20 protein-coding genes and 1 pseudogene are annotated in these 23,693 nt (G+C 41.7%); 4 read left to right on the top strand and 17 right to left on the bottom strand.

Annotated features, from left to right (window positions below):
- Positions 1-47 precede the first annotated feature (47 nt).
- Positions 48-1,328: an argininosuccinate lyase gene (argH, locus tag U735_RS0120055; protein WP_031445522.1), complete on the top strand. Its 1,281-nt coding sequence runs from the start codon at positions 48-50 to the stop codon at positions 1,326-1,328.
- A 537-nt stretch (positions 1,329-1,865) separates the two neighbouring features.
- On the opposite strand, the gene U735_RS0120050 is transcribed toward argH, so the two are convergent.
- The 13 genes and pseudogenes from U735_RS0120050 to U735_RS0119985 form a co-directional block, all read right to left on the bottom strand.
- Positions 1,866-2,861: an IS110 family RNA-guided transposase gene (locus U735_RS0120050; protein WP_031442240.1), complete on the bottom strand. Its 996-nt coding sequence runs from the start codon at positions 2,859-2,861 to the stop codon at positions 1,866-1,868.
- Positions 2,862-3,468: 607 nt separating this feature from the next.
- Positions 3,469-4,269 (bottom strand): annotated as a pseudogene (locus U735_RS26205) (penicillin-binding transpeptidase domain-containing protein).
- Between the two features lie 151 nt (positions 4,270-4,420).
- Positions 4,421-4,996: a DJ-1/PfpI family protein gene (locus tag U735_RS0120040; RefSeq protein WP_031445521.1), complete on the bottom strand. Its 576-nt coding sequence runs from the start codon at positions 4,994-4,996 to the stop codon at positions 4,421-4,423.
- Positions 4,997-5,934: 938 nt separating this feature from the next.
- A complete protein-coding gene (locus U735_RS0120035; protein ID WP_031445520.1) occupies positions 5,935-6,495 on the bottom strand; it encodes a DinB family protein in 561 nt (186 codons plus the stop codon).
- Between the two features lie 57 nt (positions 6,496-6,552).
- Positions 6,553-7,089: a Crp/Fnr family transcriptional regulator gene (locus tag U735_RS0120030; RefSeq protein WP_031445519.1), complete on the bottom strand. Its 537-nt coding sequence runs from the start codon at positions 7,087-7,089 to the stop codon at positions 6,553-6,555.
- 10 nt (positions 7,090-7,099) lie between these two features.
- A complete protein-coding gene (locus U735_RS0120025) occupies positions 7,100-8,074 on the bottom strand; it encodes an NAD(P)-dependent alcohol dehydrogenase (RefSeq protein ID WP_031445518.1) in 975 nt (324 codons plus the stop codon).
- A gap of 26 nt (positions 8,075-8,100) precedes the next feature.
- Positions 8,101-9,513 carry a BNR-4 repeat-containing protein gene (locus U735_RS0120020; protein WP_051892261.1) on the bottom strand — a complete coding sequence of 471 codons (1,413 nt, stop codon included), beginning with the start codon at positions 9,511-9,513 and terminating at the stop codon, positions 8,101-8,103.
- On the bottom strand, positions 9,510-9,968 hold the full coding sequence (locus tag U735_RS0120015; RefSeq protein WP_031445516.1) for a GNAT family N-acetyltransferase: 459 nt from the start codon (positions 9,966-9,968) through the stop codon (positions 9,510-9,512). Before U735_RS0120015 ends, U735_RS0120020 begins: the two co-directional genes overlap by 4 nt.
- A 643-nt stretch (positions 9,969-10,611) precedes the next feature.
- The gene (locus tag U735_RS0120005) at positions 10,612-11,208 is read right to left on the bottom strand and encodes a helix-turn-helix domain-containing protein (RefSeq protein WP_031445514.1); all 597 of its coding nucleotides are present in this window, start codon (positions 11,206-11,208) and stop codon (positions 10,612-10,614) included.
- Positions 11,209-12,113: 905 nt separating this feature from the next.
- The gene (locus U735_RS0120000; RefSeq protein WP_031445513.1) at positions 12,114-12,956 is read right to left on the bottom strand and encodes a pseudouridine synthase; all 843 of its coding nucleotides are present in this window, start codon (positions 12,954-12,956) and stop codon (positions 12,114-12,116) included.
- Positions 12,957-13,030: 74 nt separating this feature from the next.
- A complete protein-coding gene (locus U735_RS0119995) occupies positions 13,031-13,936 on the bottom strand; it encodes a geranylgeranylglycerol-phosphate geranylgeranyltransferase (protein WP_031445512.1) in 906 nt (301 codons plus the stop codon).
- 11 nt (positions 13,937-13,947) lie between these two features.
- Entirely contained in the window at positions 13,948-14,886 is a 939-nt protein-coding gene (locus tag U735_RS0119990) for a mevalonate kinase family protein (RefSeq protein WP_031445511.1), read from the bottom strand.
- 117 nt (positions 14,887-15,003) lie between these two features.
- Entirely contained in the window at positions 15,004-16,086 is a 1,083-nt protein-coding gene (locus U735_RS0119985) for a diphosphomevalonate/mevalonate 3,5-bisphosphate decarboxylase family protein (RefSeq protein WP_031445510.1), read from the bottom strand.
- A 94-nt stretch (positions 16,087-16,180) separates the two neighbouring features.
- Between U735_RS0119985 and U735_RS25390 the strand changes: the two genes are divergently transcribed.
- Positions 16,181-16,654, top strand: a complete 474-nt coding sequence (locus U735_RS25390; protein WP_069857896.1) for a TspO/MBR family protein — start codon at positions 16,181-16,183, stop codon at positions 16,652-16,654.
- Here the strand turns inward: U735_RS25390 and U735_RS0119975 are convergent.
- Complete coding sequence (locus tag U735_RS0119975) at positions 16,583-17,332, bottom strand: DUF1697 domain-containing protein (protein ID WP_083260530.1); 750 nt, start codon at positions 17,330-17,332, stop codon at positions 16,583-16,585. The genes U735_RS25390 and U735_RS0119975 overlap by 72 nt on opposite strands.
- 200 nt (positions 17,333-17,532) lie before the next feature.
- Between U735_RS0119975 and glpK the strand changes: the two genes are divergently transcribed.
- Positions 17,533-19,032, top strand: coding sequence for a glycerol kinase GlpK (gene glpK, locus U735_RS0119965; RefSeq protein WP_031445508.1), 1,500 nt, complete (start codon positions 17,533-17,535; stop codon positions 19,030-19,032).
- 18 nt (positions 19,033-19,050) lie between these two features.
- Positions 19,051-19,779: an MIP/aquaporin family protein gene (locus U735_RS0119960; RefSeq protein WP_031445507.1), complete on the top strand. Its 729-nt coding sequence runs from the start codon at positions 19,051-19,053 to the stop codon at positions 19,777-19,779.
- A gap of 8 nt (positions 19,780-19,787) precedes the next feature.
- Here U735_RS0119960 and U735_RS0119955 read toward each other — a convergent pair whose 3' ends face one another.
- From U735_RS0119955 to U735_RS0119945, 3 genes are read right to left on the bottom strand one after another with little or no spacing between them, the layout of a single operon-like run.
- The gene (locus tag U735_RS0119955; RefSeq protein ID WP_031445506.1) at positions 19,788-21,074 is read right to left on the bottom strand and encodes a BaiN/RdsA family NAD(P)/FAD-dependent oxidoreductase; all 1,287 of its coding nucleotides are present in this window, start codon (positions 21,072-21,074) and stop codon (positions 19,788-19,790) included.
- Positions 21,074-21,826, bottom strand: a complete 753-nt coding sequence (locus U735_RS0119950) for a glycerophosphodiester phosphodiesterase (RefSeq protein WP_031445505.1) — start codon at positions 21,824-21,826, stop codon at positions 21,074-21,076. Before U735_RS0119950 ends, U735_RS0119955 begins: the two co-directional genes overlap by 1 nt.
- Before the next feature lie 17 nt (positions 21,827-21,843).
- Positions 21,844-23,634: an alpha-amylase family protein gene (locus U735_RS0119945; RefSeq protein ID WP_031445504.1), complete on the bottom strand. Its 1,791-nt coding sequence runs from the start codon at positions 23,632-23,634 to the stop codon at positions 21,844-21,846.
- Positions 23,635-23,693 lie beyond the last annotated feature (59 nt).

Raw genomic sequence — 23,693 nt, 5'->3', positions numbered from 1 at the left:
AGATTTGTTATTGTAATTGACCAATAAAAAACTATAAAAGACAAGAGATGAAACTTTGGGACAAAGGATTTAGCACCGACAAAAAAATAGACCATTTCACGGTGGGCAATGATAGGGAACTGGATTTGCTTTTGGCAAAATACGACGTAATCGCCTCCAAGGCGCATGCCAAAATGCTGGGCAAAATTGGTCTCTTGACCCTTAAGGAGACCGATTCTCTGGTAACTGAACTGGATAAGATTGCCAAGGCCATAGAGGACGGCACTTTTACCATAGAGGACAGTTTTGAGGACATGCACTCCAAGATCGAGTTTTTGCTTACCCTAAGGTTGGGCGATGCCGGTAAAAAAATCCACACTGCCCGTTCCAGGAACGATCAGGTTTTGGTGGCCATGCATTTGTACCTAAAGAACGAATTAACAGAGATCAAGGACCAAACCAAGGATTTGTTCCACCTCTTATTAAATTTGGCGGACAAGCATAAGAAGGTGATGCTGCCGGGCTATACACACTTGCAGATTGCCATGCCCTCTTCCTTTGGACTCTGGTTTTCTGCTTATGCCGAAAGTTTGGTAGACGATCTTTACTTTGTGGATGCCGCCTATAAGGTAGCCGACCAAAACCCCTTGGGTAGTGCCGCCGGTTACGGAAGTTCCTTCCCTATAGACCGTAGTTTTACTACCGAGGAAATGGGCTTTGAAACCATGAAATATAATGTGGTGGCTGCCCAGATGGGCCGGGGCAAGGTTGAGAAGGCAGCAGCCTTTGGGATGAGCAGTATAGCCGCCACCCTGTCCAAAATGGCGATGGACATCTGTTTGTATATGAGCCAGAACTTTAATTTTGTCTCCTTTCCGGATGAGCTTACTACAGGCTCCAGCATTATGCCCCATAAAAAAAACCCGGATGTGTTTGAACTGGTGAGGGGTAAATGTAACCGACTCCAGACCATACCCAACCAATTGATCTTGATCACCAACAACCTGCCCAGTGGCTATCACCGGGACCTGCAATTGGTGAAAGAGGTTATAGTACCCGCCATTCAGGACCTAAAGGCCTGTTTGGAAATTATGACCTTTAGTTTAAAGGAGATTCGGGTTAACGAAAGTATCCTGGACGATCCCAAATACGATTATCTGTTTAGTGTGGATACCCTGAACGAGCTGGTATTGAGCGGTATGCCCTTCCGTGATGCCTATAAGAAAATGGGCAAGGAAATCAACGAGGGCACCTTTACTCCCAAAAGGGATATACGTCACAGCCATGAAGGTAGTTTTGGCAATCTGTGTCTGTCAGAGATCAGAAAGAAAATGGACAAGATTTCTTAAATAATAAACAGTGGTCAGTGAGCAGTAAATAGTAAAAAGCTTGCAATGTAAAAAATAAGAGGCTCCTTCCCTTAGCAAGGGAAGGTGGATTCTCCGACAATAGGAGAAGAAGACGGAAGGGATTGAAAACCTAAGCCAAGGCATTTTGTACACCAAGTTACTAAGGCAGGCTCGCGCCAGCGCGGGGTCTCAAGTCTCAAGATTTATTGTGATTATTTGCACTCAAAATCAATCCGTCATTGAGAGCCTGCCTGACGGCAAGACAGGCGGATTCGAGACCTTGTACAGTCTTGGTTTTTCCAGTGCGAAGTCGGGAGACTTCGCAAAGCATGAAGGTCTTTTGTCAAATGTCCATTGTCGAAATCAAAGGGCTCCTTCCCTTGGTTAAGGGAAGGTGGCTTCTCTGACGATAGGAGGAGAAGACGGAAGGGATTGAAAACGTAAGCCAAGGTATTTTGTACACCAAGTTACTTAGGCACGAGTCTGCCTGTATCCTATGGTTAAAACAAATTTTTTCTCATAAATTTTTTCTATAGTTCAGGATATATACCCCATGGTGTTGACATACGGTGTCCCTCTTACCACTACTGCAAATGCCCTGGCCAATAATTTGTTTCTTATTATATTCAGGGTACTCATTTTATTTTTTCCCGCATCTATTCTTCGGGTATAATAGGCCTTCATCTCTGGATTACATTGAATGGCGGAACCGGCGCAAAGATTCAGCAATGTCTTGCCTTCCTTATTGGCCAGTTGGCTTACCTTGGTCCTTCCCCTTATACTGGTCCCCGATCTGTTGGGAAAAGGGGCAATGCCACAATAGGAGGCGAATTTCCTCCACGATTTAAAAGCTGTGAAGCCAACGGTATGAACGATCATGAACCGGGCCGTTACCGCTCCGATGCCCTTGATGCTGACCAATAACCGATATATAATCTGCAGTTCTGGATCCTGCTCGATAAGCCTATCGAGTTCTTTTTCTATTTTGGTTATCTGCACATCCAGTACCCCGATAATATCGCGCTGTACCTGTAGCAATATGGGCCCCAGATCATTGTTCAGCACTCTTATTTGTTCCCCTAGAGTGGCAATATGCCCTGCGCGCTGTGAAACCAGTTTTCTGCGCATGGACATCAACCGTTTCAGGCTTATCAAAGATTCCTTTGGCATTTGATAGGGCCTTGCCTCTTCCCGGATGCGATATCCGTAAAGGGCGATACGTTTTGCATCCGCTCTATCATCCTTCCCCCTGGCAATGCCCAGGGACCGTTTGATCTCCAGCCCAGGGACCAAGAGAAAGTAATAGCCCTGTTCGCTCAGATAACGGACAAGTTGATGGGTGTAAAGGCCCGTGTGCTCAAAAACGAACAAAAGCTCATTTTTGGCCAGGCCACTAATTTTTATAGACCAATCCACCAAAAACACGATAGCTTCGGGAGTATTTTCAAAAACCTCTTGGGCCCCACTTTTGTGAAGGCAACAATCCAGTGTCAATTTACTGGCATCGATACCGATTACATCTTTTATTTTCATAATTTTATAATGTTTTAATATGGTTGCCTAAACTAAGACCTTTAAAAGATCTGGCTGAAATCCTATATGGTTCTTGGCAACCGGTTAGAAGAACGGGGACTGATACAGGCAATAGGTCACAAACCTTTGCGGCAGGAAAGTTCACCCCGTTCTTTTTTGTTTTACATTAAATTTATGAACATTTTAAAAGTTATGAGTCTCCCCCGGACCCCCTCTTTTCAACATTATTATAGATTATATTTATAATACAAATCTAAAGGACGGTAGGCAGGCGGAGTCGAGACCTTGTAGAGTTTGGTTTTATGGAGTGCCAAGTCAGGAGACTTTGCACAGCATGAAGGTCTTTTGTCAAATGTCCATTGTCGAAATCAAAGGGCTCCTTCCCTTGGTTAAGGGAAGGTGGCTTCTCTGACGATAGGAGGAGAAGACGGAAGGGATTGAAACCAAAGGCTGGTTGTTTTGTGCGGAAGTGCCAAGACAGGAGACTTTGCACAGCAGGAAGTTTTGTTGGCACGAGCGTGACGCTCGCGCCAGCGCGGGGACTTCGCAAATCAGGTGACTACATTGACGTATCAGGCGGTAGGCTTCACCTATCTTAAGAAACTTATTACAACATCTTCAATTGCCGAAGGATAGTCTTGGTAATTTCTTTTCTACAAGCCCCAAAATCGGAATTTTTATCGGCCCTATTTTTGATCAATCTGGTAGCGAAAAAATAGACATTATCACTTCGTTCCAAATAACCCACCCACCAACCGGTATCTTTGCCGCCTTCCCTGGTCCAGCCAGTTTTGGCGCGTAATGTATAATCTGCTGTGTGTTCTTCTACCATCATATCTTTTAAGATCTGAAAGGAAGTCTTTTTAAAGGGTAGGGTTTCCTCATACACCCCGATTAAAATGGCTATCTGATTGGCAGGAGAAATGGCCAAACCTCCAAAATTCCAGAAATCGTCATCGTTTATGGACAGGCTGGCATTGCCATAATTGGAGGCCTCCAAATATTACCTGTATTTTTTCTTTCCAATTTTTTTTGCCAATTCTACATATACCCAACCAGCCGAGGTTTTAAAAGCCTCTTTCATGGACATATCGTGATAAATATCTGGGCGATAACCGTATTTAATGGTGTCCGTTGCCCCGGGCCAATTAATTATTTCATTTTCATTTTTAACCACAGCGGTCTCCAAGGCAATCAAAGTGTTGATGATTTTAAAGGTGGAAGCGGGCAAAGTGCCCTTGTGGCTATTCTCAATATCGCTTGAAATCCATTTTTTGGCCTGGTAATCATAAATGGTTGTGCTTCCTTTTATATTGCAATCTTTGAAAGGTTGAGACAGGTTCTCCTGACCAAATACGAAGAAAAAACTGCAGATTAAAACAGCAGCCAAAAGAACTATTTTTTTCATTGTTTCCTAATAAAATAAATATGTTGAAAAGGATATTGTGCGTTCGTTTTCTTAAATCCGCAAGGCCCACTTAAACAAGTGGGCCTATTGGATATTTACTATTTTGCAAGTCCCAAACCCTTTGGGCCTAGGTCACTATTATTTAAACTCTTTATAATTGGATCTTAGCGCCCATTACTTTTAAAAATTCCCTTATAAAACTGGGGTGGGCCGGCCAGGCAGGGGAGGTAACAAGGTTGCCATCTACAAAGGCCCCGTCTACGGGAATGGATTGAAATTCCCCTCCTGCCAATGTTACTTCTGGCCCCACAGCAGGGTAGGCGGTAAGTTTTCTCCCTTTTACAACTCCTGCAGCGGTCAAAATTTGGATACCATGGCAGATAGCGGCAACAGGCTTGTTGGTGGTGAAAAAGTGTTGTACAATTTCCAGCACTTTTTTGTTCAATCTCAAATACTCCGGAGCCCTACCTCCGGCAATTACCAAACCGTCATAATCGTCCACATTTACATCTGCAAAGCTGTAGTTCAAGGCAAAATTATGGCCTGGCTTTTCCGTGTAGGTCTGGTCTCCCTCAAAGTCGTGTATGGCCGTTTTAACGATGTCCCCCTTTTTCTTGTCCGGGCAAACGGTATGTACGGTGTACCCTACCATTTCCAGCATTTGAAATGGGACCATGGTTTCATAATCTTCAGTGAAATCTCCAGTTAAAAACAATACTTTTTTCATTGTTATTATTTTGGGTTAAAAAATTATATGCGCTGTTATTCGGTATTTAAGATCCTCAGGAAGAAGGCCGATTGCCCTGTACTTAAAATTCAACCTTCAAGTTAGTAAATATTTGGTTTGGATAAACCTTTGTTATTTTCAAAATTGTTTAGTGTAAGGATATAAAGTGTTGTTTTTGAGTTGTTTAAATGGAAGTGGTTTTTCAAAAATTAACCTTCTTTTAATACACTTTTGTTGTTTTGTTGGCATTATAAGGGGTTCAAGGGGCCAGGTTCAAAGTTCATGTGGGGATGACAAAACAAGAGCTCTTTCCCTTGGACCTGAGTCGGACTGACCTCCCACTGGCCCTCCAGCCCTAAAGCGGGACAAGCACTCCCAAGGAGGGGGAGCTTCTGTAAATCGACGTTCCTCACATTATAATAATGTTATTACACTTGTAAAAGACCTCCTTAATACCTTCTTCATTAAATGAGAACGCCTTGGATAATTTTGTCGAGAATCAAGTTCCCTCTCCTTGGGAGGGGGTTAGGGGGAGGACTTCACAGTAGGATGTTCTTCTCCAATTATTAGCAGTCTCGATAAACTAAAAACAGATTGCCACGCTATGCCTGCCTGGCGGAAATCATACTCTCAAGGACCAATTAATGTCCGGTCGCCTGCCTGACGGCAAGGCAGGCGGAGTCGAGACCTTGTACAGTCTTGGTTTTTCCAGTGCGAAGTCAGGAGACTTTGCACAGCAGGGATAATTTTGTCGATAATCAAGTTCCCCCTCCTTGGGAGGGGGTTAGGGGGAGGACTTTACAGTAATATGTTCATCTCAAATTATTAGCAGTCTCGGTATTCAAAAAACAGATTGCAGCGCTGCACCTGCCTATCTTCAGTCAGGCTTGCCTACCATAAGGAATGCGAAGTCGGGGCCTAAAGGGAGGGAATTTGATTTAAACAGATAACATGCTGCCAGCCTCCTTCAATACCTTCTCCGCCTGTGCCATATGACGTTGGTTGTGGTAGATGACCACCCTAAAGGTATCGCCCAACCTAAGTTTGATCCATTTGGAAATTGATATGCCTGTTTTGGTTTTGGTGAGGTCTGCCTGTGAGGCCAGTTTTAATACATTGATTAAGTCTTGTTGTTGGGCAATGAATTTGGTGATGACCTCCTTGTCCAGGCTGCTGCCCTTGGGATTCATGGAGGTAAAGGTTTTCATTTTGTTCAGCTTTTCCTTGGGAAGCATAGCATTGGCAAAATAGTTGCCCAACCAGCCACTTTTGAATATTTCCGCAGGCCTGTACTGGGATGCTGTTATCCGCTTCTCAATTTCGGGAATATAGTAATCCCCATAGCGGTTTAAATGTTCCAAACATTCCAAAATACTCCAACTATCAGGGGAGGATTTCCAGTTCAAGGTTTCCAAGGGCAAGGTTTTGAAGCCTTCGGCCTTATGTTTAATTTCCTGTGTACGCTCCAACAAATCCTGCAATAAATTCTTAGAAAGCATGACTTTATTTTTTATGGCAAAATTTGGCATTTAATTATTTTAAAACATTGATCGAAATCAAGATTTTTTAATTCTGGAAAGCGTTTCAGGGGTCATTCTTAAATAGGAGGCTATGTATTTGTGTGGTATTTCCTGAAAGAGTTGGGGAGAACGTTTCAGAACCCGTTTATACCTTTCCAAGGGAGACACGGTTAAAATATCCCGTTCCCTTTCCATCTGCTGTAATACCAATTGCTCCAGCATTAGTTGCCAGGTGGTACTATTCTCTGGGGAGGATTGCATAAACTCCATAAAAGTGGCCTTGTCAATGACTTTAACGGTGGTTTTTTTTAGTGCCTGTATATGGAGATCGGAAGGTTTCTCATCCAAATAGGAATCCAGTGCGGCTATGAAATTATGGGTATAGCCGAACCTAATGGTGTGTTCCTCATTTTCCTCCACCACATAAATTCTTAAACTCCCCTGTACCACCCAGTAGAGGTTGGTGTCTATGCTGCCCTGTTTCTTTAAAAAGTGGTTCCTGTCCAGTTCCAGCTGTTTGGTCCATAACCCTTTACGTTCTATGTTCCCAACGAGGTCGGTAATAGGATTCATTTTTTGTGGATTAGGGATTGATGTTCATTACTATTTTTCCCTTATGCTTTCCATCTCCAAAATATTGGATCAATCGCAATGCATCTTCCAAAGGATAAGGACCATCTATTTGGCATTTGATTTTTCCCTGTTCCAATAGTTCATAGATATATTCTAAACCAAAGTTCGATTTTAAGGCGAGTACCTTTAATTTTTTGGAAGAGAATAGTGGTATAATCTTGCCCCACAGCAGTACTTTTAATAAACCGGACAATTTGCCGCCAATAGTCACATATTTTCCATTAGGTTTTAAGGCTTTGAGGTAGGAGAGGGCAGCCTTATTGGTCTTACAATCCAGGATGAGGTCGTAGGTTTCCCCCGCTTTGGTGAAATTTACCTTTTTATAGTCGATTACATAATCATAACCGAGCGATGTCATCATGGCCAATTTCTCTTGGGAATCCACTCCGGTAACCTCACAATTATAAAGTCTGGCCAGTTGAAGGCCGATGGTTCCTACACCACCGCCACCGCCATTGATCAGAATTTTTTGGCCTTCCTTTATTTTCCCTAGGTCCCTTAGAGCCTGTAACGCCAGACAGGAGGCATGGGGAATGGCTGCGGCTTCCTCAAAACTTAAAGCTTGGGGTTTCGGGATTACCGCCTTTTCATTGATGCTGATATATTCAGAAAAGGTACCAAATCCATATTCCGAGGTGTCTCCCATAACCGCATCCCCAATCTTGAATTTCGTAGCCTTTGCACCCAGGGCCACAACGATGCCCGACAATTCCATTCCCAAAAGCCCTTGTTTGTGCTTAAGGAGGCCAAACATTAACCGGATCAAATAAGGCTTGCCCAAAGCCAGGCTCCAGTCGTAGTCGTTCACCGCAGTGGCGTTGATCTTTATGAGGACCTCATTGTCCTTGGGTGAGGGTGTTGGCCTTTCGGTTATTCTAACCACCTTTTCGGGAGGACCATAGGCCTCACATATTATAGCTTTCATTTGGTTCTATTGATGCCCTAAGTTAATCATTTGACCTTAATTGGCATTTCATATTCTTCAGTCATATTATAGGGCATTTTCCATATGTCGCCATCAAAATTGCCAAAATAGAGTTGGGATTTGCTAGGTTGGTGCGAATGTCCGTCCGCCCAGAAAAAGGAAAACGGCGCTTTATAATTTACAGGTCTTCGTACATAGGAATGACTCAAGGCACTATGCTCCGTTAATATTTTGATCTTTTTCCAAGTTTCCCCTTGGTCTTGGGACTGCCATAGGGCCAATTCCCCTCCAACGCCCCAATCCTGGGTACCTTTTTCCGTTGGACCAACAATTTTCCAATCGTCCTCTCCAATAAAGAGACTCCCCATATCATAATTATGGTCGGATGTGGTTACCACAGCAGTTTGCCATTGCTCACCGTTCCATTTGGTAATACACCATTCGTAAGGGGCGCTTTTTGGACCCGGTTCATGTCCGTTGCTTCTAATATAGAGGCAGGCTGGATTTCCGTTGGCATCGTAGCCCATATCCTTTAGATACACATTTTTTTCTAGGGATGCGTAGTCTACCGCTTTGGCCGGACTGTCCAGATCTATCAAAGGAAGAGGTGTTTCTATGCTATTGACGGTGGTCCAGCTGGAGCCAAAGTCCATTGATTGCATATAATACAGGTCGGTTCTTTTGTCCACATTGCCATTGGGGTGCCTATTAATGAAGGTACCCAAAAGCTTGCCATTATAAATATCGCTGACTTGATAATGACCGGACTTTTCCCCTTCTTTTTCCGGGATAGCGGCAAGTAATTTATCATCGGTCCAAGTGATTCCATCCTTACTGGTTTCAAAATATAGTTGGCGTACCCCGGTATATTTTGTAAAAAAGTGAAAAAAGCCAAAATCGGTGTACCTAGGTTGTGGGTAGGTCATTTCCTCTTCCGTAATCTGCACAAATTCCTTTATGGAATATGGCATCTTGCTTTTGTATTTATAACCTGGTCGTGTGGTGCCCCTTCCACTGATAAATACCCAAATATACCCAGCATTATCGATTAAGATGGAGGGGTTGTCATGGGGGTCGTCTACCCCATTTTTGTCATAGACTACCGTGGGTTTGGAAACCATTTCCGTTTTATGGTCAAACTCCCCGATCATACAGAGCAAGTAACGTTGGTCTTCTGAAGGAGTTCCCCCATAGACAAAGAAGGTTTTATCAACTTCGGGAGCATAAATGGCCAAAGGCACATGCTTTGCGGTATAGGTGCCTAGGGCACCCGAGTATTTGTCCCCATACTCGTACTTCTGATTTAATTGGAACCAAATGCCCCTATAGCCGTTGATTTTGGTATTGGTCAGACTCTGGCCGATGGCGTTACCAACGCAAAAATTCGTAAAAATCAGCGCTAGAATTTTGAAGCTAGTTACAGTTTTAATTCCTGTCATTTTTCCAATTTTGTTTTTCTAAAACATATTTTTTTGATGCCTCCGGTATTTGTATATTGACTTGTCTCATTAAAGCCAAACTTCTTGTACAAAGCTATTGCCGGAGTATTGGCCCAACCGGTTTCCACAATAAGGGTCTCCGAATCGTCATAATTTTCTAGGAACAACATTAGTTTTTGGGCTATGCCCTGTCTAAAATATTTTGGATGTACTACCAGGCTACAGATATCAAGCGTGTTTTCAAGAAGGTCTATCTCAACTGCAGCGGCCAAAACACCCCCTTTCCATATTCCGTAGAATAGGGTGTCGCTATTTAGAAAATCTACAATGCTTCTTTTTAAAGGAGGGAAATCCGTTACACCCAATAATTCGGCCTCTATGCTGTAGGATGCTTGAAAAAGTCCGTGAATTTTTGCTGCATAGGAAATTTCGGAATGGTCTATTTTTTGGATCATTGGTTCTTTAAAAGACACGGCTTTGAGGAATAAAATTCCTAATAAGATATCTAATATAGCAATTCCTTTTCATCCATTATTGCATCAAGGTTCAACTTTGGGTAATGGACGATTTGCAATCAACAATTAACAATATAGAGCGTGCAGTAGACAGTATTGAGTTAACAGAAGTCAGTGGTAAGTGTACAGTGAAAAGTGGACGTATTAGTCACTTCGACATGAGCCCAATTTCAGGGCGATTGAGAAGTCGCACACGATATGGTAATTGCTACTTGTGCAATTTAGCTCATGTCATTTCTGTTTTAAGGGGATCCGTGAGTTGCCTTCTTCTAGCTATCTCTTCCATAAAACAATGGAGTGTAGTGTTTCAACAGCCTGAGGGCAAACAGGCTCGCAATGACATGAAAGTTGTCCGGTCGAGCCTGCCTGCAGGCAAGGCAGGCGAAGTCGAGACCTACTGGCATCTAGAGATCTCGGGAAAGACCAATTGTGTGCGACTTCTCTCCCGATAGCTATCGGGAGTCCGAAAAAGAGACTCTGCTGAAGTGACTATAACAGATAGTTTGAAGTGCAGTAATCCCTTCAAAAAAATCAGATTGCTGCACTTCGCATAACAGTTGAAAAGCGTCTCGTTAATGGAAATTTATTTGAAAATCTTAAGGGCAGGTATGTAGCTGTGTCTTTTGTTTTTAGAGACTTTGATAGTGCTTAAAATTATTATGGTAATGTTATAACTGTAAAGAACTATTACCGGAAGATATAGTTTTAAGATACTTGCTGGTCCTACGGGGTTGTCTAAATATCCCATTATAACCCCCAAGAACCCAGAAAATAGTATAATAAAATAGGAGAATAGAAGTAGGCACCATGTGATTTCGAAATTTAAAATCGACTTGCCAAGTTCATTTACATTTTTCAATTTATCTTTTTTCAGTATCCAAAAAACTAAGGGAAGAATAATCCCTAAAATCGGGAAGAACAAAAATCCCAGTGCCGATAAACTCATTAGTGTCAAATAACCTTTGTCTTCGAGAATTTTCCAGTCTATAATTTCATCGGGAGAAGTATCCAGTGCAATTGCTAATCTTTTTAAAGTATCCCCTCGAGGTTCCGATTCGCTATTCTCTATTCTTTGAATAGTTCTTAGGCTCAAACCAGACTCTTCGGCCAGTAATTCTTGGGACATACCTTTACTACCTCTCAATTCTTTAACTCGTTGTGATATATTCAAATTGCTCATTTAATATGATTTTTATTTGATGTAAAAGTAATCCACGTTAATAGTTTTAATAACGTCTCTTATACGACATGTTTACGTCATTAGTGTCAGACCCTTATTCGCAGGGCATTAATCTGGAATGTTTTAAAGTATTTCACTATAATCCAAAAATAGTCAATTACAATTTTTGGTAACTTAATATGGAACCAAGTCTTAATAAACTCTCTACGACGATAAGTAAATTTGGATACACGTGACTAAAAGTTCTTTCCTTGGACCTCCCCCCGGCCCCCTCCCAAGGAGGGGGAGCTATTAGAAATCGACCTTCTTCGCAATGTAGAAATCTTATTATTCTGGAGAAAAGTCACCTTATAACTTTCTTCAAGAAGTGTGAACGTATTGGATAATTATGTTACAAATCAAATCCCCCTCCTTGGGAGGGGGCTAGGGGGAGGACTTAATGGCAAGATGATTATCGCCATTATCGAAGCAATCCCTTCAATCAAAACAGCTTGCTGCACTTCGCCTGTCGATATGCAGCTTGACTTGCAATGAAGATCACAAAAGTTTCCTTCCCTTGGACCTGTGCTGAGCGGAGCCGAAGTAAAGGGAAGGTGGCTTCTCTGACCAAAGGAGGAGAAGACGGAAGGGATTGAAACGAAAAGCCAGTTGTTTTACGCAGATGGGTTTATGAAGTGCAAAGTCGGGAGACTTTGCACAGCGGGGGAGGACTTAATGGCAAGATGATTATCGCCATTATCGAAGCAATCCCTTCAATCAAAAACAGCTTACCACACTACTCAGGAAACAAAATTCAAGCTCAAATTAGGGAACAACAAAGCATCAACAAATACCACTTTTGAAAATTAAAAATGGGATGTGCCCAATAATTGAATAAATAAAGCTGTTGAAAAGGACTTTTGTCCTTATTTGATCATCCCCAAATTAATAACTTCCTGTGGTGTAAGATGTCTCCAGTGCCCACGGGGAAGATCTTTTTTGGTTAATCCGGCGTAAACTACCCTATCCAATTTTACGACCTCGTATTCCAATTCCTCAAAAATACGGCGTACAATTTTGTTACGGGTGCTCTTAAGTTCTATGCCTACTTCGCGCTTGGGGGCGTTTTCAATAAAACTAATGTCATCTACCCTAACCACGCTTTCGTCTATAGTAATGCCTTCCTTGATCTTAATAAGGTCTTCGCCCCTTAAGTTTTTGTTAAGCTCTACATGGTATATTTTACGAAGTCCATTTTTAGGTTTTGTAAGTCGCTTCGTCATTTCCCCATCATTGGTAAACAACAGTAGTCCGGTAGTATTCTTGTCCATTCTCCCTACAACCGAGAGTTTGGATTTGGAGGCATTGGAAATTAAAGAGGCTACAGTTCTTTTTCCGTGCTCGTCCTTTGGTGAGGTAACAAAATCCTTGGGTTTGTTCAGCAGTACATATTCCTTTTTCTCCGGATTTAACAAACGGCCATCAAATTTTACTTCATCGGTTAGTTTTACCTTGTAGCCCATTTCGGTAATTGGCTTGCCATTTACAGTGACGTTTCCGGCAGAGATATAAATATCCGCGTCCCTACGCGAACATACGCCAGAGTTGGCTACATAACGATTTAGTCGCATTACATTGGGATCGGACGGTGCTTTTGCTTCCGTCTTCTTTCTTATAGGTGCGTTGCCCCGTGCATGGCTCTTTTTTCTAAAAGTGCCTCCTTGTCTTCCTGATGCTTTTTTGTCGTTATTTGAATCTGACCTACTCATATGTACTATAATTTATTGCAAAGGTAGCAAAGGAAATGGTATGTATAAGCTATTGAAGAGGTTATTAGTGATTCTTAGAGTATTCTGTTCAATACCAGGTCAACATTGATCAATAAAATACTGAACACTCCCAGTATGATGATCAACTTAAGGATGTTGTGCAACCATACGTAGTGTTTTTTGCTGTTGGATTTTACCAATAGGATCAAAAACCCCAAAAGAAAAAAAATACAGCCTATAAAATAGAGGTACATATAACCTACATCAAAATATTCGATCAGGAGAAAGGCGGGAAGCAGTGTTAGTCCTATTAAAATGGAGATACAGGTCTTGGAGAATTTTGCCCCGTACAATATGGGGATGGTCTTATAGTTCTGGGCCATATCCCCGGCCATATTTTCTAGGTCTTTGATCATTTCCCTGGCCAAAATCAAAAGGAAAAGAAAAAGGGCATGCACAAAAATTACAGTGTCAAAGTTCTTGTAGTACACAAAAACAGCAAAAAATGGAGCAATGGCCAGAGTGGCGGAAACGAAATTGCCCAAAAAAGGAACTTTTTTTAATTTGTGGGAATAGAACCAAATGCCAAAAATATAGGCAGAAAAGAATACAACCGCCTTAAAGGAAACATAGCTGGCAAAAAATACAGAAAGAAAATTCAATACAAAATAAGTGCTGAGCTTGGTCCGTTGGCTTACCAAACGATCCAGCATACTCTTTCTAGGTTTGTTGATGAGGTCTTTTTCCGCATCGTAGAAATTGTTGATGATATATCCTGCCGCTATGACCAGGGCAGAACTGAGCACAATAACGAACAGGTTGCCATCAAAAACCACCTTGCGCAAGGGCAAATGGGGAGCTAATATATAAATGGAGGCCAGGTACTGAGCCAAAATGATCATAAGAATGTTGTATCCCCTGACCACAGAAAACAGGCTCAGAAACTTTAATAGCAAGAGCTTGTTTTTTCTACTAAGCATAAAGGAGATGGTTAGAAGTTGTATACTACTTCTAAATTATAGCCCTTCAGGGCTTTTTTGGCTTTATTGATGTCTTCGGTAAACCCTAAAATGTAACCTCCGCCACCGGAACCACATAGTTTTAAATAATAGTCGTTGGTATCTATTCCCTGCTTCCAAAGTTTATGGAATTCCACCGGTATCATGGGCTTAAAATTGTCCAGTACCACATGGGACAACTGTTTTAAGTTTCCGAAAAGGGATTTAACATTCCCATTTATAAAGTCCTCCACGCAGGCATCCGTATGCTTAATAAACTGGTCCTTTAGCATGGCCCGGAATCCTTCGTGCTTCATTTGTTCCATAAACAAATGTACCATGGGCGCGGTTTCACCCGTACTGCCACTGTCCAACAGGAATACTGCTCCCTTGCCATCCAAGTTTTGGGATGGAATGCTGGTAGATTCTATATTGTCTTGGGAATTTATAAGAATGGGTAGGCTTAAATAACTGTTTAGAGGGTCAAGGCCTGAAGATTTACCGTGGAAAAACGATTCCATTTTTCCGAAAATAGTCTTCAATTTTAACAATTTCTCCCTGGTAAGGTTTTCTAAAACGGTAATTTTTTCAATGGCATACTTATCGTAAATGGCCGCCACTAGGGCGCCACTACTACCTACGCCATATCCCTGCGGAATGGAACTGTCAAAATACATTCCGTCGGCTACATCCTTATTCAATGCCTCCAGATCAAAAGTTACCAATTCATGGTCCTTCTGCTGTAGGTCTTCTAAATATTCTGCAAAGGCCCTAAGGCTGGCGTTCGACTTCTTTGCCGCCTCAGAATTCTTGTTTTTAGATTTTAGTGCCCCCTTAAAAAAATTATAGGGTATGGAAAGTCCTTTGGAATCCTTGATGATTCCATATTCCCCAAAAAGTAAAATTTTAGAGTAAAATAACGGTCCTTTCATTTCTTTAAGATAAACATAAATAATTTAAATTCTTGCAAAGGCATTAAAATAACAGCAATTGCAATTGAATAATTAACGTAATATACCACTATTAATTATTCCTTTTCCATATGAAAATTACAGCTTTTTTGCCCCATTTCCAATTTGATCGCAAATATACTGCCCGTTTTCACAATATGCAACCAACTCATTATTAATAAATTGATAAACTTCTTCCTTTTCGTTTTCAGGATATAGCACATGAACATTTGCCCCTGCATCCAATGTAAAACATACATGGGTTTTGGACGAGGCCCTAAAGGCCCATATTTTATTGATGATCTCCAAGGTCTTGGGTTTCATCAATATAAAATACGGCATACTGGTCATCATCATGGCGTGTAGGGTGAGGGCTTCACTTTCTACTATTTTGATAAATTCCAATAAATTTCCCTCTTCAAAAGCCTTTTTTAATTTGGTCAGATTTTTATGCGCTTGGTCGAACCGTTGTTCCGCAAAAGGATGATCGTGCATTAAATTATGGCCAACACTACTGCTCACTTGTTTGGATCCTTTGTCCACCAAGAGGATGGAATCCTGATAGTTCTTAAAAATCGGGTGTACCTTGTTGGGATATTTAATGGCGTAGAGATCGGAGCTCTCCTGGGTGTCTTTATGTGCTCCCCATTGCATTATATTCCCTTCAATACTCCGGCAGGCACTCCCAGATCCCAATCGTGCCAAAAAGGAAGCCTTTCTTTTAAAAAAATCAGCATCCATATTGGGGTTCAGTTCCCTTTCCAGTTCCATAAGGCACAGTGCCAGGGCCGACATTCCACTGGCCGAGGAGGCTATGCCACTGCTGTGGGGAAAGGAATTGGAGGTTTCTATGGTAAAATGATAGGCCTTTAAAAAGGGCAAATAGGCTTCAGTCCTCTTAAGAAAGGTATTTATTTTGGGTTTAAAATCCTCTTTGGGCTTGCCATCGAAAAGAAGGTCAAAAGAAAAGTTGGATGCCTTGTTTTTTAATTTTTTATAGCTGACCGTTGTAGTGGTAGCACAGGTATCCAGGGTAAAACTGATGGATGGGTTGGCGGGAATCTGATGTTCCTTTTTCCCCCAGTATTTTACCAAGGCGATATTACTGGGCGATTTATAAGTAACTTTTCCTTCCGACTTGTCTGTAGTATAAATGGAAGGGATAAAGTCTTTATCGGTCATATTGCAAACAATTTGTGCAAAGATAGGTTTTAAGTAGTTTTACTGTAGATCCTGTTAAAATAAATTGTTAATTTAGAGCGTAAACAACCAACCCTTGAAAAAGCAACTTACTTATATAGCAATTTCAGTAACCGTATGTTTAACCATTGGCTTTTTATCCAGTTTTGCTACACAATCTTCTGTAAATGACTGGTATTTGGAATTGAATAAACCAAGTTTTAATCCGCCCAATTGGATTTTTGCCCCGGTCTGGACCGTACTTTACATTATGATGGGAGTGGCCGCCGGGATTGTTTGGGCAAAAGGGTTTTATCATATTTGGGTAAAAACAGCCTTATACCATTTCGGGATACAGTTGCTGTTCAATGCCCTCTGGAGTATAATTTTCTTTGGATTTAAGAACCCTTTCGCTGCCTTACTGGTTATATTGGCACTTTTGGTGCTTTTGATCTTTACCATAAAATGGTTTAAAGTGGTGAGCCAGACTGCCGCCTTGTTATTGATTCCGTACCTGCTTTGGGTATGTTTTGCCACGGCCCTTAATTATAAGATTTGGGAAATGAATTAACATTATTTTCCTTGCTATATATGAAGTGGGGTAAATGAAAACTCCAAATGGATAATTGTTCTTTTTACTGACCCCTGACCACTGACCACTGACCCCTGACCACTGACCACTGACTACTGACCACTGATTACTGATTTGACTCCCCATTTCCAATAGCTTCATCATGGTCCTGTGGTTTCTTGTGGTAGCGGTCACCTGAAGCTTTTTTTCAAAAAAATTATTGTCGCATTTTGTTTTGCCATAGCCTTGGTCACAACTGAGGTAGACACAGCTATTGGTAATTATAAACCGTTCACTGGGAAATTGTTGCTGTTGTAGACTATGGGTCAATTCCCTGTTGGGAGTTTCTTGCAAGAGCACATAGTACCATTTTTTGGATTCTGATTCATCGAGTGTCCTAAATGGGGATTGTTTAAGGATTTCATCCAGCTCAGGCAGGGTCAAGGTCAAAACAGGGACCACAAAGCCAAAAGCCTTGTATATGCCATTTTTGATGATTTTGGAAACTTCATTGGAAGATGAAGCTGAACTTTTTAGAACAATATTACCGCTTTGGATATAGGTGCTTACCGCAGAAAAATCCATGGATTCCAGCATTGCTTTTAACTGGGACATCTTAATTTTTTTTTGTCCACTTACATTGATTCCCCTAAGCAGTACAATATAGTTTGTCATCATTACCCTTTTTTACCACTGATGGATAAAAATAACAATATTTTGGAATGGAAATATTCGGGGGTTTATGGCATAACCACCACTTTTTGGTTTGGTGCCAATAAACAGGTTTGTTGAAATGTAATAGGTTTGATTATTAATTTTTCAAATTTAGTGCCTATATTTTGTTATCTTGATACCCATTTAAAATATACCCTACCAATATGGAAAAATATATTTTGGCGCTGGATCAAGGTACAACGAGTTCCCGTTCCGTTGTTTTTGATAAAAAAGGTAACATCGTTTCGGTGGCCCAAAAAGAATTTACCCAATATTTTCCGAAACCCGGTTGGGTTGAGCACGATCCACTGGAAATTTGGTCTTCCCAAGCCAGCACGGCAGCGGAGGCAACTACAAAAAAAGGAATCTATGGTGCCGATATAGCGGCTATAGGAATTACCAACCAAAGGGAAACGGTAGTAGTTTGGGATAGGAAAACTGGAAAGCCAGTATACAATGCCATCGTTTGGCAGGACAAGAGGACTTCCAATTACTGCGATGAATTAAAAAGTCAAGGGAAATCCAAGCTGATAAGGGAAAAAACCGGCTTGGTCATAGACTCCTACTTTTCAGGTACCAAAGTAAAATGGATATTGGACAATGTGGAAGGTGCCCGAAAAAAGGCGGAAGCTGGAGACTTGATTATGGGAACCATAGACTCTTGGCTAATTTGGAACATGACCAAGGGGGAATTGCACATTACGGATGTTACGAATGCCTCTAGAACATTGCTTTTCAATATAAATACATTGGAATGGGACGATGAGCTGTTGGAGCTTTTTAACATTCCAAAGAGTATGCTGCCACAGGTAAAACAGTCCAGTGAAATATACGGTAGCACCAATCCCAATTTCTTTGCCAGTAAAATACCCATTGCCGGAATCGCAGGGGATCAACAGGCGGCACTATTTGGACAAATGTGTACCAAACCGGGAATGGTCAAAAATACCTATGGTACCGGTTGTTTTATGTTAATGAATATTGGTGAAAAACCCATTGTTTCGGAGAATAATCTCCTAACTACAGTGGCATGGTCCATTAATGGAAAAACCCATTATGCCCTTGAGGGAAGTATTTTTATTGCTGGTGCCGTGGTACAATGGCTAAGGGACAGCTTAAAAATTATAAAGAAGTCCGAAGATGTAGAAGAGCTGGCTGCTTCTGTAGACAGTACCGAGGGAGTCTATTTGGTGCCTGCCTTTGCAGGTTTAGGAGCGCCCTATTGGAACCAACATGCCAAAGGAAGTATTTTTGGACTTACCAGGGGCAGTACGGATGCCCATATTGCTAGAGCGGCTTTGGAATCCATTGCGTTTCAGACCATGGATGTTTTAAAGGCTATGGAAGCAGATTCCAAAATTTCCATAAAAGAATTAAGGGTAGATGGGGGAGCTACCGTCAATAATTTACTGATGCAGTTTCAGGCCGATGTGCTCAATACCTCCACTGTACGGCCAAAAGTGATAGAGACTACGGTTATGGGAGCGGCTTATTTGGCCGGTTTGGCAGTCGGATTCTGGGAAAGTCTGGAAGAGATTCAGGAAATTTGGCAAATCGATGCCAATTTTGATCCCACAACGGAAAGAAAAGAAATAGAACAAAATATTAAAGGCTGGTACAGGGCCATTGATGCTGTAGAATATTGGTCCAAACTAAACGATTAAATATAAAACCAACCAACTATGACTCCATTTATTGCTGAAATTATCGGCACTTTTTTCCTGATCCTTTTAGGGGGCGGGGTTGTTGCCAACGTAATCCTGAACAAAACAAAATCCAACGATGCCGGCTGGATGGTCATTACCACCGCTTGGGGACTGGCCGTGTACGTTGGGGTGGCAGTGGCGGCACCCTATAGCGGGGCACATTTAAATCCGGCCGTAAGCATAGGCCTTGCCATGGCCGAAAAATTTGAATGGGCTGTGGTTCCCATTTATGTTTTGGGACAATTCATAGGGGCCATGTTGGGGGCTTTGATCGTTTGGCTCTTCTACAAGGATCACTTTGATGCCACAGAGGACCAGGACACCAAGAAAGCTGTATTTTGTACAGCTCCGGCCATAAGAAATCCCATTAACAATCTATTTAGTGAAGTAGTAGGTACTTTTACCTTGGTATTTGTAGTACTATATTTTACAGATGCTACCATAACCGATACGGAAACGGTTATCGGACTAGGGTCTTTGGGCGCCCTGCCGGTTGCTTTTTTGGTTTGGGGAATTGGGCTTTCCTTGGGGGGTACCACAGGTTACGCCATTAATCCGGCAAGGGATCTGGGTCCCCGAATAATGCACGCTATAATGCCCATTAAGGGCAAGGGCGGCAGCGACTGGGGCTACGCTTGGATTCCCATTGTAGGTCCAGTTATTGGAGCTATTTTGGCCGCTTTGCTGATGCTATTGTTGAGTTAGCCCTTTAATTAGGGTTTGGCAATTGCCTGGGCGGCAATATAGGCTCCGGTCCAGGCATTTTGAAAGTTGAATCCGCCTGTAATGGCATCTACATTTATTACCTCCCCGGCAAAATAGAGCCCAGGGAGTATTTTGCTTTCGTAGGTCTTAAAATTTATTTCCTTTAGGTCCACCCCTCCGGCAGTGACAAATTCCTCCTTAAACGTACTTTTTCCATCTACCCTAAACTTGGAACCAGTTAACTGCTTTGCTAAGTTTTGTAGTTGAATTTTGGAAATATCGGCCCATTTATCCGTGTCGGAAATTTGCGCTGCCTTTACCAAACTGCCCCACAAGCGTTTTGGCAGGTCAAATGCTTTGGTGCGCAAAATGGTTTTCTTTCCTTCAACTTCCTTAATTTGTTGAAGCTGTCTCAATAATCCTTCCTCATGATAGGCAGGAAGCCAGTTTACTTTTATAGAAAACTTATAATTCAAATCATTCAATATCCGCGCCCCCCAGGCTGACAACCTCAAGATACCCGGACCGCTCATTCCCCAATGTGTAATCAATAGTGGCCCTTCGGATTCCAGATCGCTCGTTTGGATGGAATATTTTTTTAAGGCCGCCTTAAATTTTCCGTTGTTGACCTTGGAGGGAATTATCTTGATACTGGCATTGGTACTTACCCCTTGTATGCCAGTTATTCTTTCATCCTGGATATTAAAGGTAAAAAGCGAAGGAACAGGGGCTACTATTGTATGACCCATTTGTCTTAATAGTTCCCATATTTTAGGATTGCTGCCCGTAGCGACCAGTATTTTTTTGGCTTGGTAGGTGTTTCGAATTGTTTTGATTGCCCAGGCGTAATCCCCATTTTCCTCATTTTCGTTCAGTGATGTTATCCCAACAATGGAACTGTTCTTTAGGACTTTAATGCCCAAACGCTCCGTTTCCTGAAGAAAGCAGTCTATAATTGTTTGGGACGAATTGGTAGCGGGAAACATTCGCCCATCCCCCTCAATATTCAATTGGATGCCCCTTTTTTCAAAGAAGGCCATGGTGTCACCGCTACAATAGGTGTGAAATGGTCCTACAAGTTCCCGCTCCCCCCTAGGATAATTTTTGGTTATTTCCTTAGGGTCAAATTCGGCATGGGCAACATTGCAGCGCCCTCCACCGGATACTTTTACCTTGGTAAGCACCTCTTTGCCTCGTTCCAAGATGGCTATTTTCAACTTGGGGTTGCGTTCCGCTATATGTATGGCACCATAGAAACCTGCGGCACCTCCTCCTAAAACTATTACATCGAACATTAATTAATGCGTTCTGGATAATTGGTGATAATACCATCCACTCCTAATCTCTCTACGGCTTCAATTTCTTCGGGCTCATTTACCGTCCAAGGATAAATCTTGAATCCTGCTTTTTTTATTTCGTTTACGTTCTCTAGGGTCAGGTCCTCAAAATAAGGGTTTATGGCCACCGCCTCCAATTCTTGCGCAATATCCAAAGCTTTCAATGGGTCACCGCTTATAAGGATTGCAATAGGTACTTCGGCATTGAGCGTACGCATAGTCTTAAGTTCGTCCCATCTAAAGCTGGAAATTATAAATTTATCCATAGGCCACCCCTTTTCCTTTACGTAGTAGTTCATTATAAAATTTACCCTGTCGGCTGTATTGGCACCTTTGAGTTCTATATTTAACTGTACTTTTTTATCTATTAAGTTTAGGACATCCTGCAGGGTAGGTATTTTATGATTGCCGATCAAAGTTAATTTCTGCAGGTCTTCAAAATTATAATCTTCTATATTTCCAATGCTATCCGTTAGCCTTTCCACCTCCTTATCGTGGAAGACTACCGTTTCGCCACTTTTTATTTTAAAGACATCTATTTCTATCATGTCTACACCCAGATCCATTGCTTTTTGTATGGACGCCAAGGTGTTTTCCGTTTCATGCCCCATGGCACCTCTATGGCCAATAACCAAGGGTTTGTTCATATTGTCACAACTTATAATTAATAGAAATAAGAAGAAAGTTCCAACTATTGATGATGTTTTCATAATGTAATACTATAAATCTAATTTAAACTTAATATTAAGGATTCCAAGGGTTGTATATCTATTCTTATATGGCCTATTTCGTTATCTACATTTAGGGACAACTCTTTTTCTTTGAACAATGCGTCCTTAAATAGGTAGGTGCTATTCTGTAACCCCCATTCCCTAATAATTTCCCTCGGTAGTTTTAGATCGAACCCAAAGGTTTGACCAGCATCAAAATTAGAAATAATTATGAGTTTTTCATTCTTGGACCACCTAACAAATGATAAAACCCGATGATTATAATATTCCGTATGATCTTTGTTATAAAAATGAATATCCTTGTATTTTCCCATTAAAGCACTACTGTTAATGGTGAAATTGAGCAAGTTCTTGTAAAATGTCCTTAATTCTTTTTCTTTCGGGGATAATTGCCCTCCATCAAATTTTTTATTGTTTACCCAGCGTTGAAAATGGGGAACCCCAACATAATCGAAGATAGAGGTTCTACTTGGGGATCCAAATCCAGGACTTTCGGCAGCCGGCTCACCTACTTCCTGCCCAAAATAGATCATGGTAGGGGAGGTACTTATGGTTGCGGAAACCACCATACCAGGTTTTGCTTTTTCGGCATTTCCCAAAAATTCTGGACAGGCAATACGCTGCTCGTCATGGTTTTCCAGAAAATGTAGCATTTGGTGCTCAATATCCATGAGTCCGTTTTGTACCACAGGGATATGGTCTGTCCACCCGTGTCCCTGCATAATGTGCTTTAAGGAGTCATAGAACTCTACCTTGTCGTAGAGATAGTCCATTTTTCCTTTAAATATATAATCCCTGTACAGCTGTGGATTATAGACTTCCGCCATTAAAAATGCATCCGGGTTTTTCATTTTTATGGACGAGTTCATGAAGCTCCAGAATTCTACAGGAACCATTTCGGCCATATCATAACGAAATCCGTCCACTCCTTCGTCCAACCAGTACAGGGCAATATCCCTAAATTTTATCCAGGAATCTGGCACTTCTTTGTTTTTCCAGAATTCAAAATGTTCAGAAAAGCTTTTATGGCCAAAATCTTCTGGCAGCGTGGTAAAATCCCTATGGCCGTGCGGGCTAATACCATAGTTGATCTTTACAGTCTCATACCAATCATTAAAATCGGGTTTGGACATGCGGGAACCATTTCCAGTCCATTTTGCCGGGGATTCGGTATATTTTCCATCGGGCATGTTGCTTTTCTCCCCTCCCAAAGGCAGGTAGCCATTCCTCCAATCCGGGACCGAAAATGATTCCCCTGGATTGTAATAAAAATTATTGTCTTTGTGGTAGACCACATTGGTATTGTCCTTGGCGCCAAAATCCACCACCCCTTTGGGGTTGTTTTTCCCTTCGTATTTTCTGGCAATATGGTTGGGAACTATATCTATGATAACTTTTAGGCCCGCCTTATGGCTTCTTGTTAACAGTTCCTTGAATTCCTGATTTCTATTGTTCGGATCATTGGCCAAATCGGGGTTAACGCTGTAGTAATCCTTAACGGCATATGGCGAACCCGCCCTGCCCTTAACAATATCCGGGTCGTCATTGGAGATGCCGTATGCGGTATAATCCCTTATAAGGGCATGATGGGGTATACCCGTATACCAAATATGGCTTACCCCCAGATCCTTGATTTCTTTTAAAGCCTTTGGTGTAAAGTCACTAAATTTGCCCACTCCATTTTCCTCAATGGTCCCCCATGGTTTATTGGTGGTATTGGTATTCCCGAACAATCTGGTAAATACTTGATAAACAACTGTTTTTCTAATTTCAGTGGTCTCTTTCATTTTGTGCTTTCTTTTCGGAACAAAAAGCCTAACCTATGTGCTGCTTAGCTTTTCAGTGC

The sequence above is a fragment of the Arenibacter algicola genome, assembly GCF_000733925.1.
GTDB classification, from domain to species: Bacteria; Bacteroidota; Bacteroidia; order Flavobacteriales; family Flavobacteriaceae; genus Arenibacter; species Arenibacter algicola.
This window is presented reverse-complemented; position numbering and strand designations above follow the sequence as displayed.

Bases quoted from the DNA above. Each gene is read 5' to 3' on its own strand.
- U735_RS0120000 (WP_031445513.1), bottom strand. From the start codon at position 12,956: ATGAGTAGGTCAGATTCAAATAACGACAAAAAAGCATCAGGAAGACAA.
- U735_RS0119955 (WP_031445506.1), bottom strand. From the start codon at position 21,074: ATGTTCGATGTAATAGTTTTAGGAGGAGGTGCCGCAGGTTTCTATGGT.
- U735_RS0120040 (WP_031445521.1), bottom strand. From the start codon at position 4,996: ATGAAAAAAGTATTGTTTTTAACTGGAGATTTCACTGAAGATTATGAA.
- U735_RS0120035 (WP_031445520.1), bottom strand. From the start codon at position 6,495: ATGCTTTCTAAGAATTTATTGCAGGATTTGTTGGAGCGTACACAGGAA.
- U735_RS0120005 (WP_031445514.1), bottom strand. From the start codon at position 11,208: ATGAGCAATTTGAATATATCACAACGAGTTAAAGAATTGAGAGGTAGT.
- U735_RS0120050 (WP_031442240.1), bottom strand. From the start codon at position 2,861: ATGAAAATAAAAGATGTAATCGGTATCGATGCCAGTAAATTGACACTG.
- U735_RS0120020 (WP_051892261.1), bottom strand. From the start codon at position 9,513: ATGACAGGAATTAAAACTGTAACTAGCTTCAAAATTCTAGCGCTGATT.
- U735_RS0119995 (WP_031445512.1), bottom strand. From the start codon at position 13,936: ATGCTTAGTAGAAAAAACAAGCTCTTGCTATTAAAGTTTCTGAGCCTG.
- U735_RS0119975 (WP_083260530.1), bottom strand. From the start codon at position 17,332: ATGATGACAAACTATATTGTACTGCTTAGGGGAATCAATGTAAGTGGA.
- U735_RS0119990 (WP_031445511.1), bottom strand. From the start codon at position 14,886: ATGAAAGGACCGTTATTTTACTCTAAAATTTTACTTTTTGGGGAATAT.
- U735_RS0120025 (WP_031445518.1), bottom strand. From the start codon at position 8,074: ATGAAAGCTATAATATGTGAGGCCTATGGTCCTCCCGAAAAGGTGGTT.
- U735_RS0120030 (WP_031445519.1), bottom strand. From the start codon at position 7,089: ATGAATCCTATTACCGACCTCGTTGGGAACATAGAACGTAAAGGGTTA.
- U735_RS0119950 (WP_031445505.1), bottom strand. From the start codon at position 21,826: ATGAAAACATCATCAATAGTTGGAACTTTCTTCTTATTTCTATTAATT.
- U735_RS0120015 (WP_031445516.1), bottom strand. From the start codon at position 9,968: ATGATCCAAAAAATAGACCATTCCGAAATTTCCTATGCAGCAAAAATT.
- argH (WP_031445522.1), top strand. From the start codon at position 48: ATGAAACTTTGGGACAAAGGATTTAGCACCGACAAAAAAATAGACCAT.
- glpK (WP_031445508.1), top strand. From the start codon at position 17,533: ATGGAAAAATATATTTTGGCGCTGGATCAAGGTACAACGAGTTCCCGT.
- U735_RS0119960 (WP_031445507.1), top strand. From the start codon at position 19,051: ATGACTCCATTTATTGCTGAAATTATCGGCACTTTTTTCCTGATCCTT.
- U735_RS0119945 (WP_031445504.1), bottom strand. From the start codon at position 23,634: ATGAAAGAGACCACTGAAATTAGAAAAACAGTTGTTTATCAAGTATTT.
- U735_RS0119985 (WP_031445510.1), bottom strand. From the start codon at position 16,086: ATGACCGATAAAGACTTTATCCCTTCCATTTATACTACAGACAAGTCG.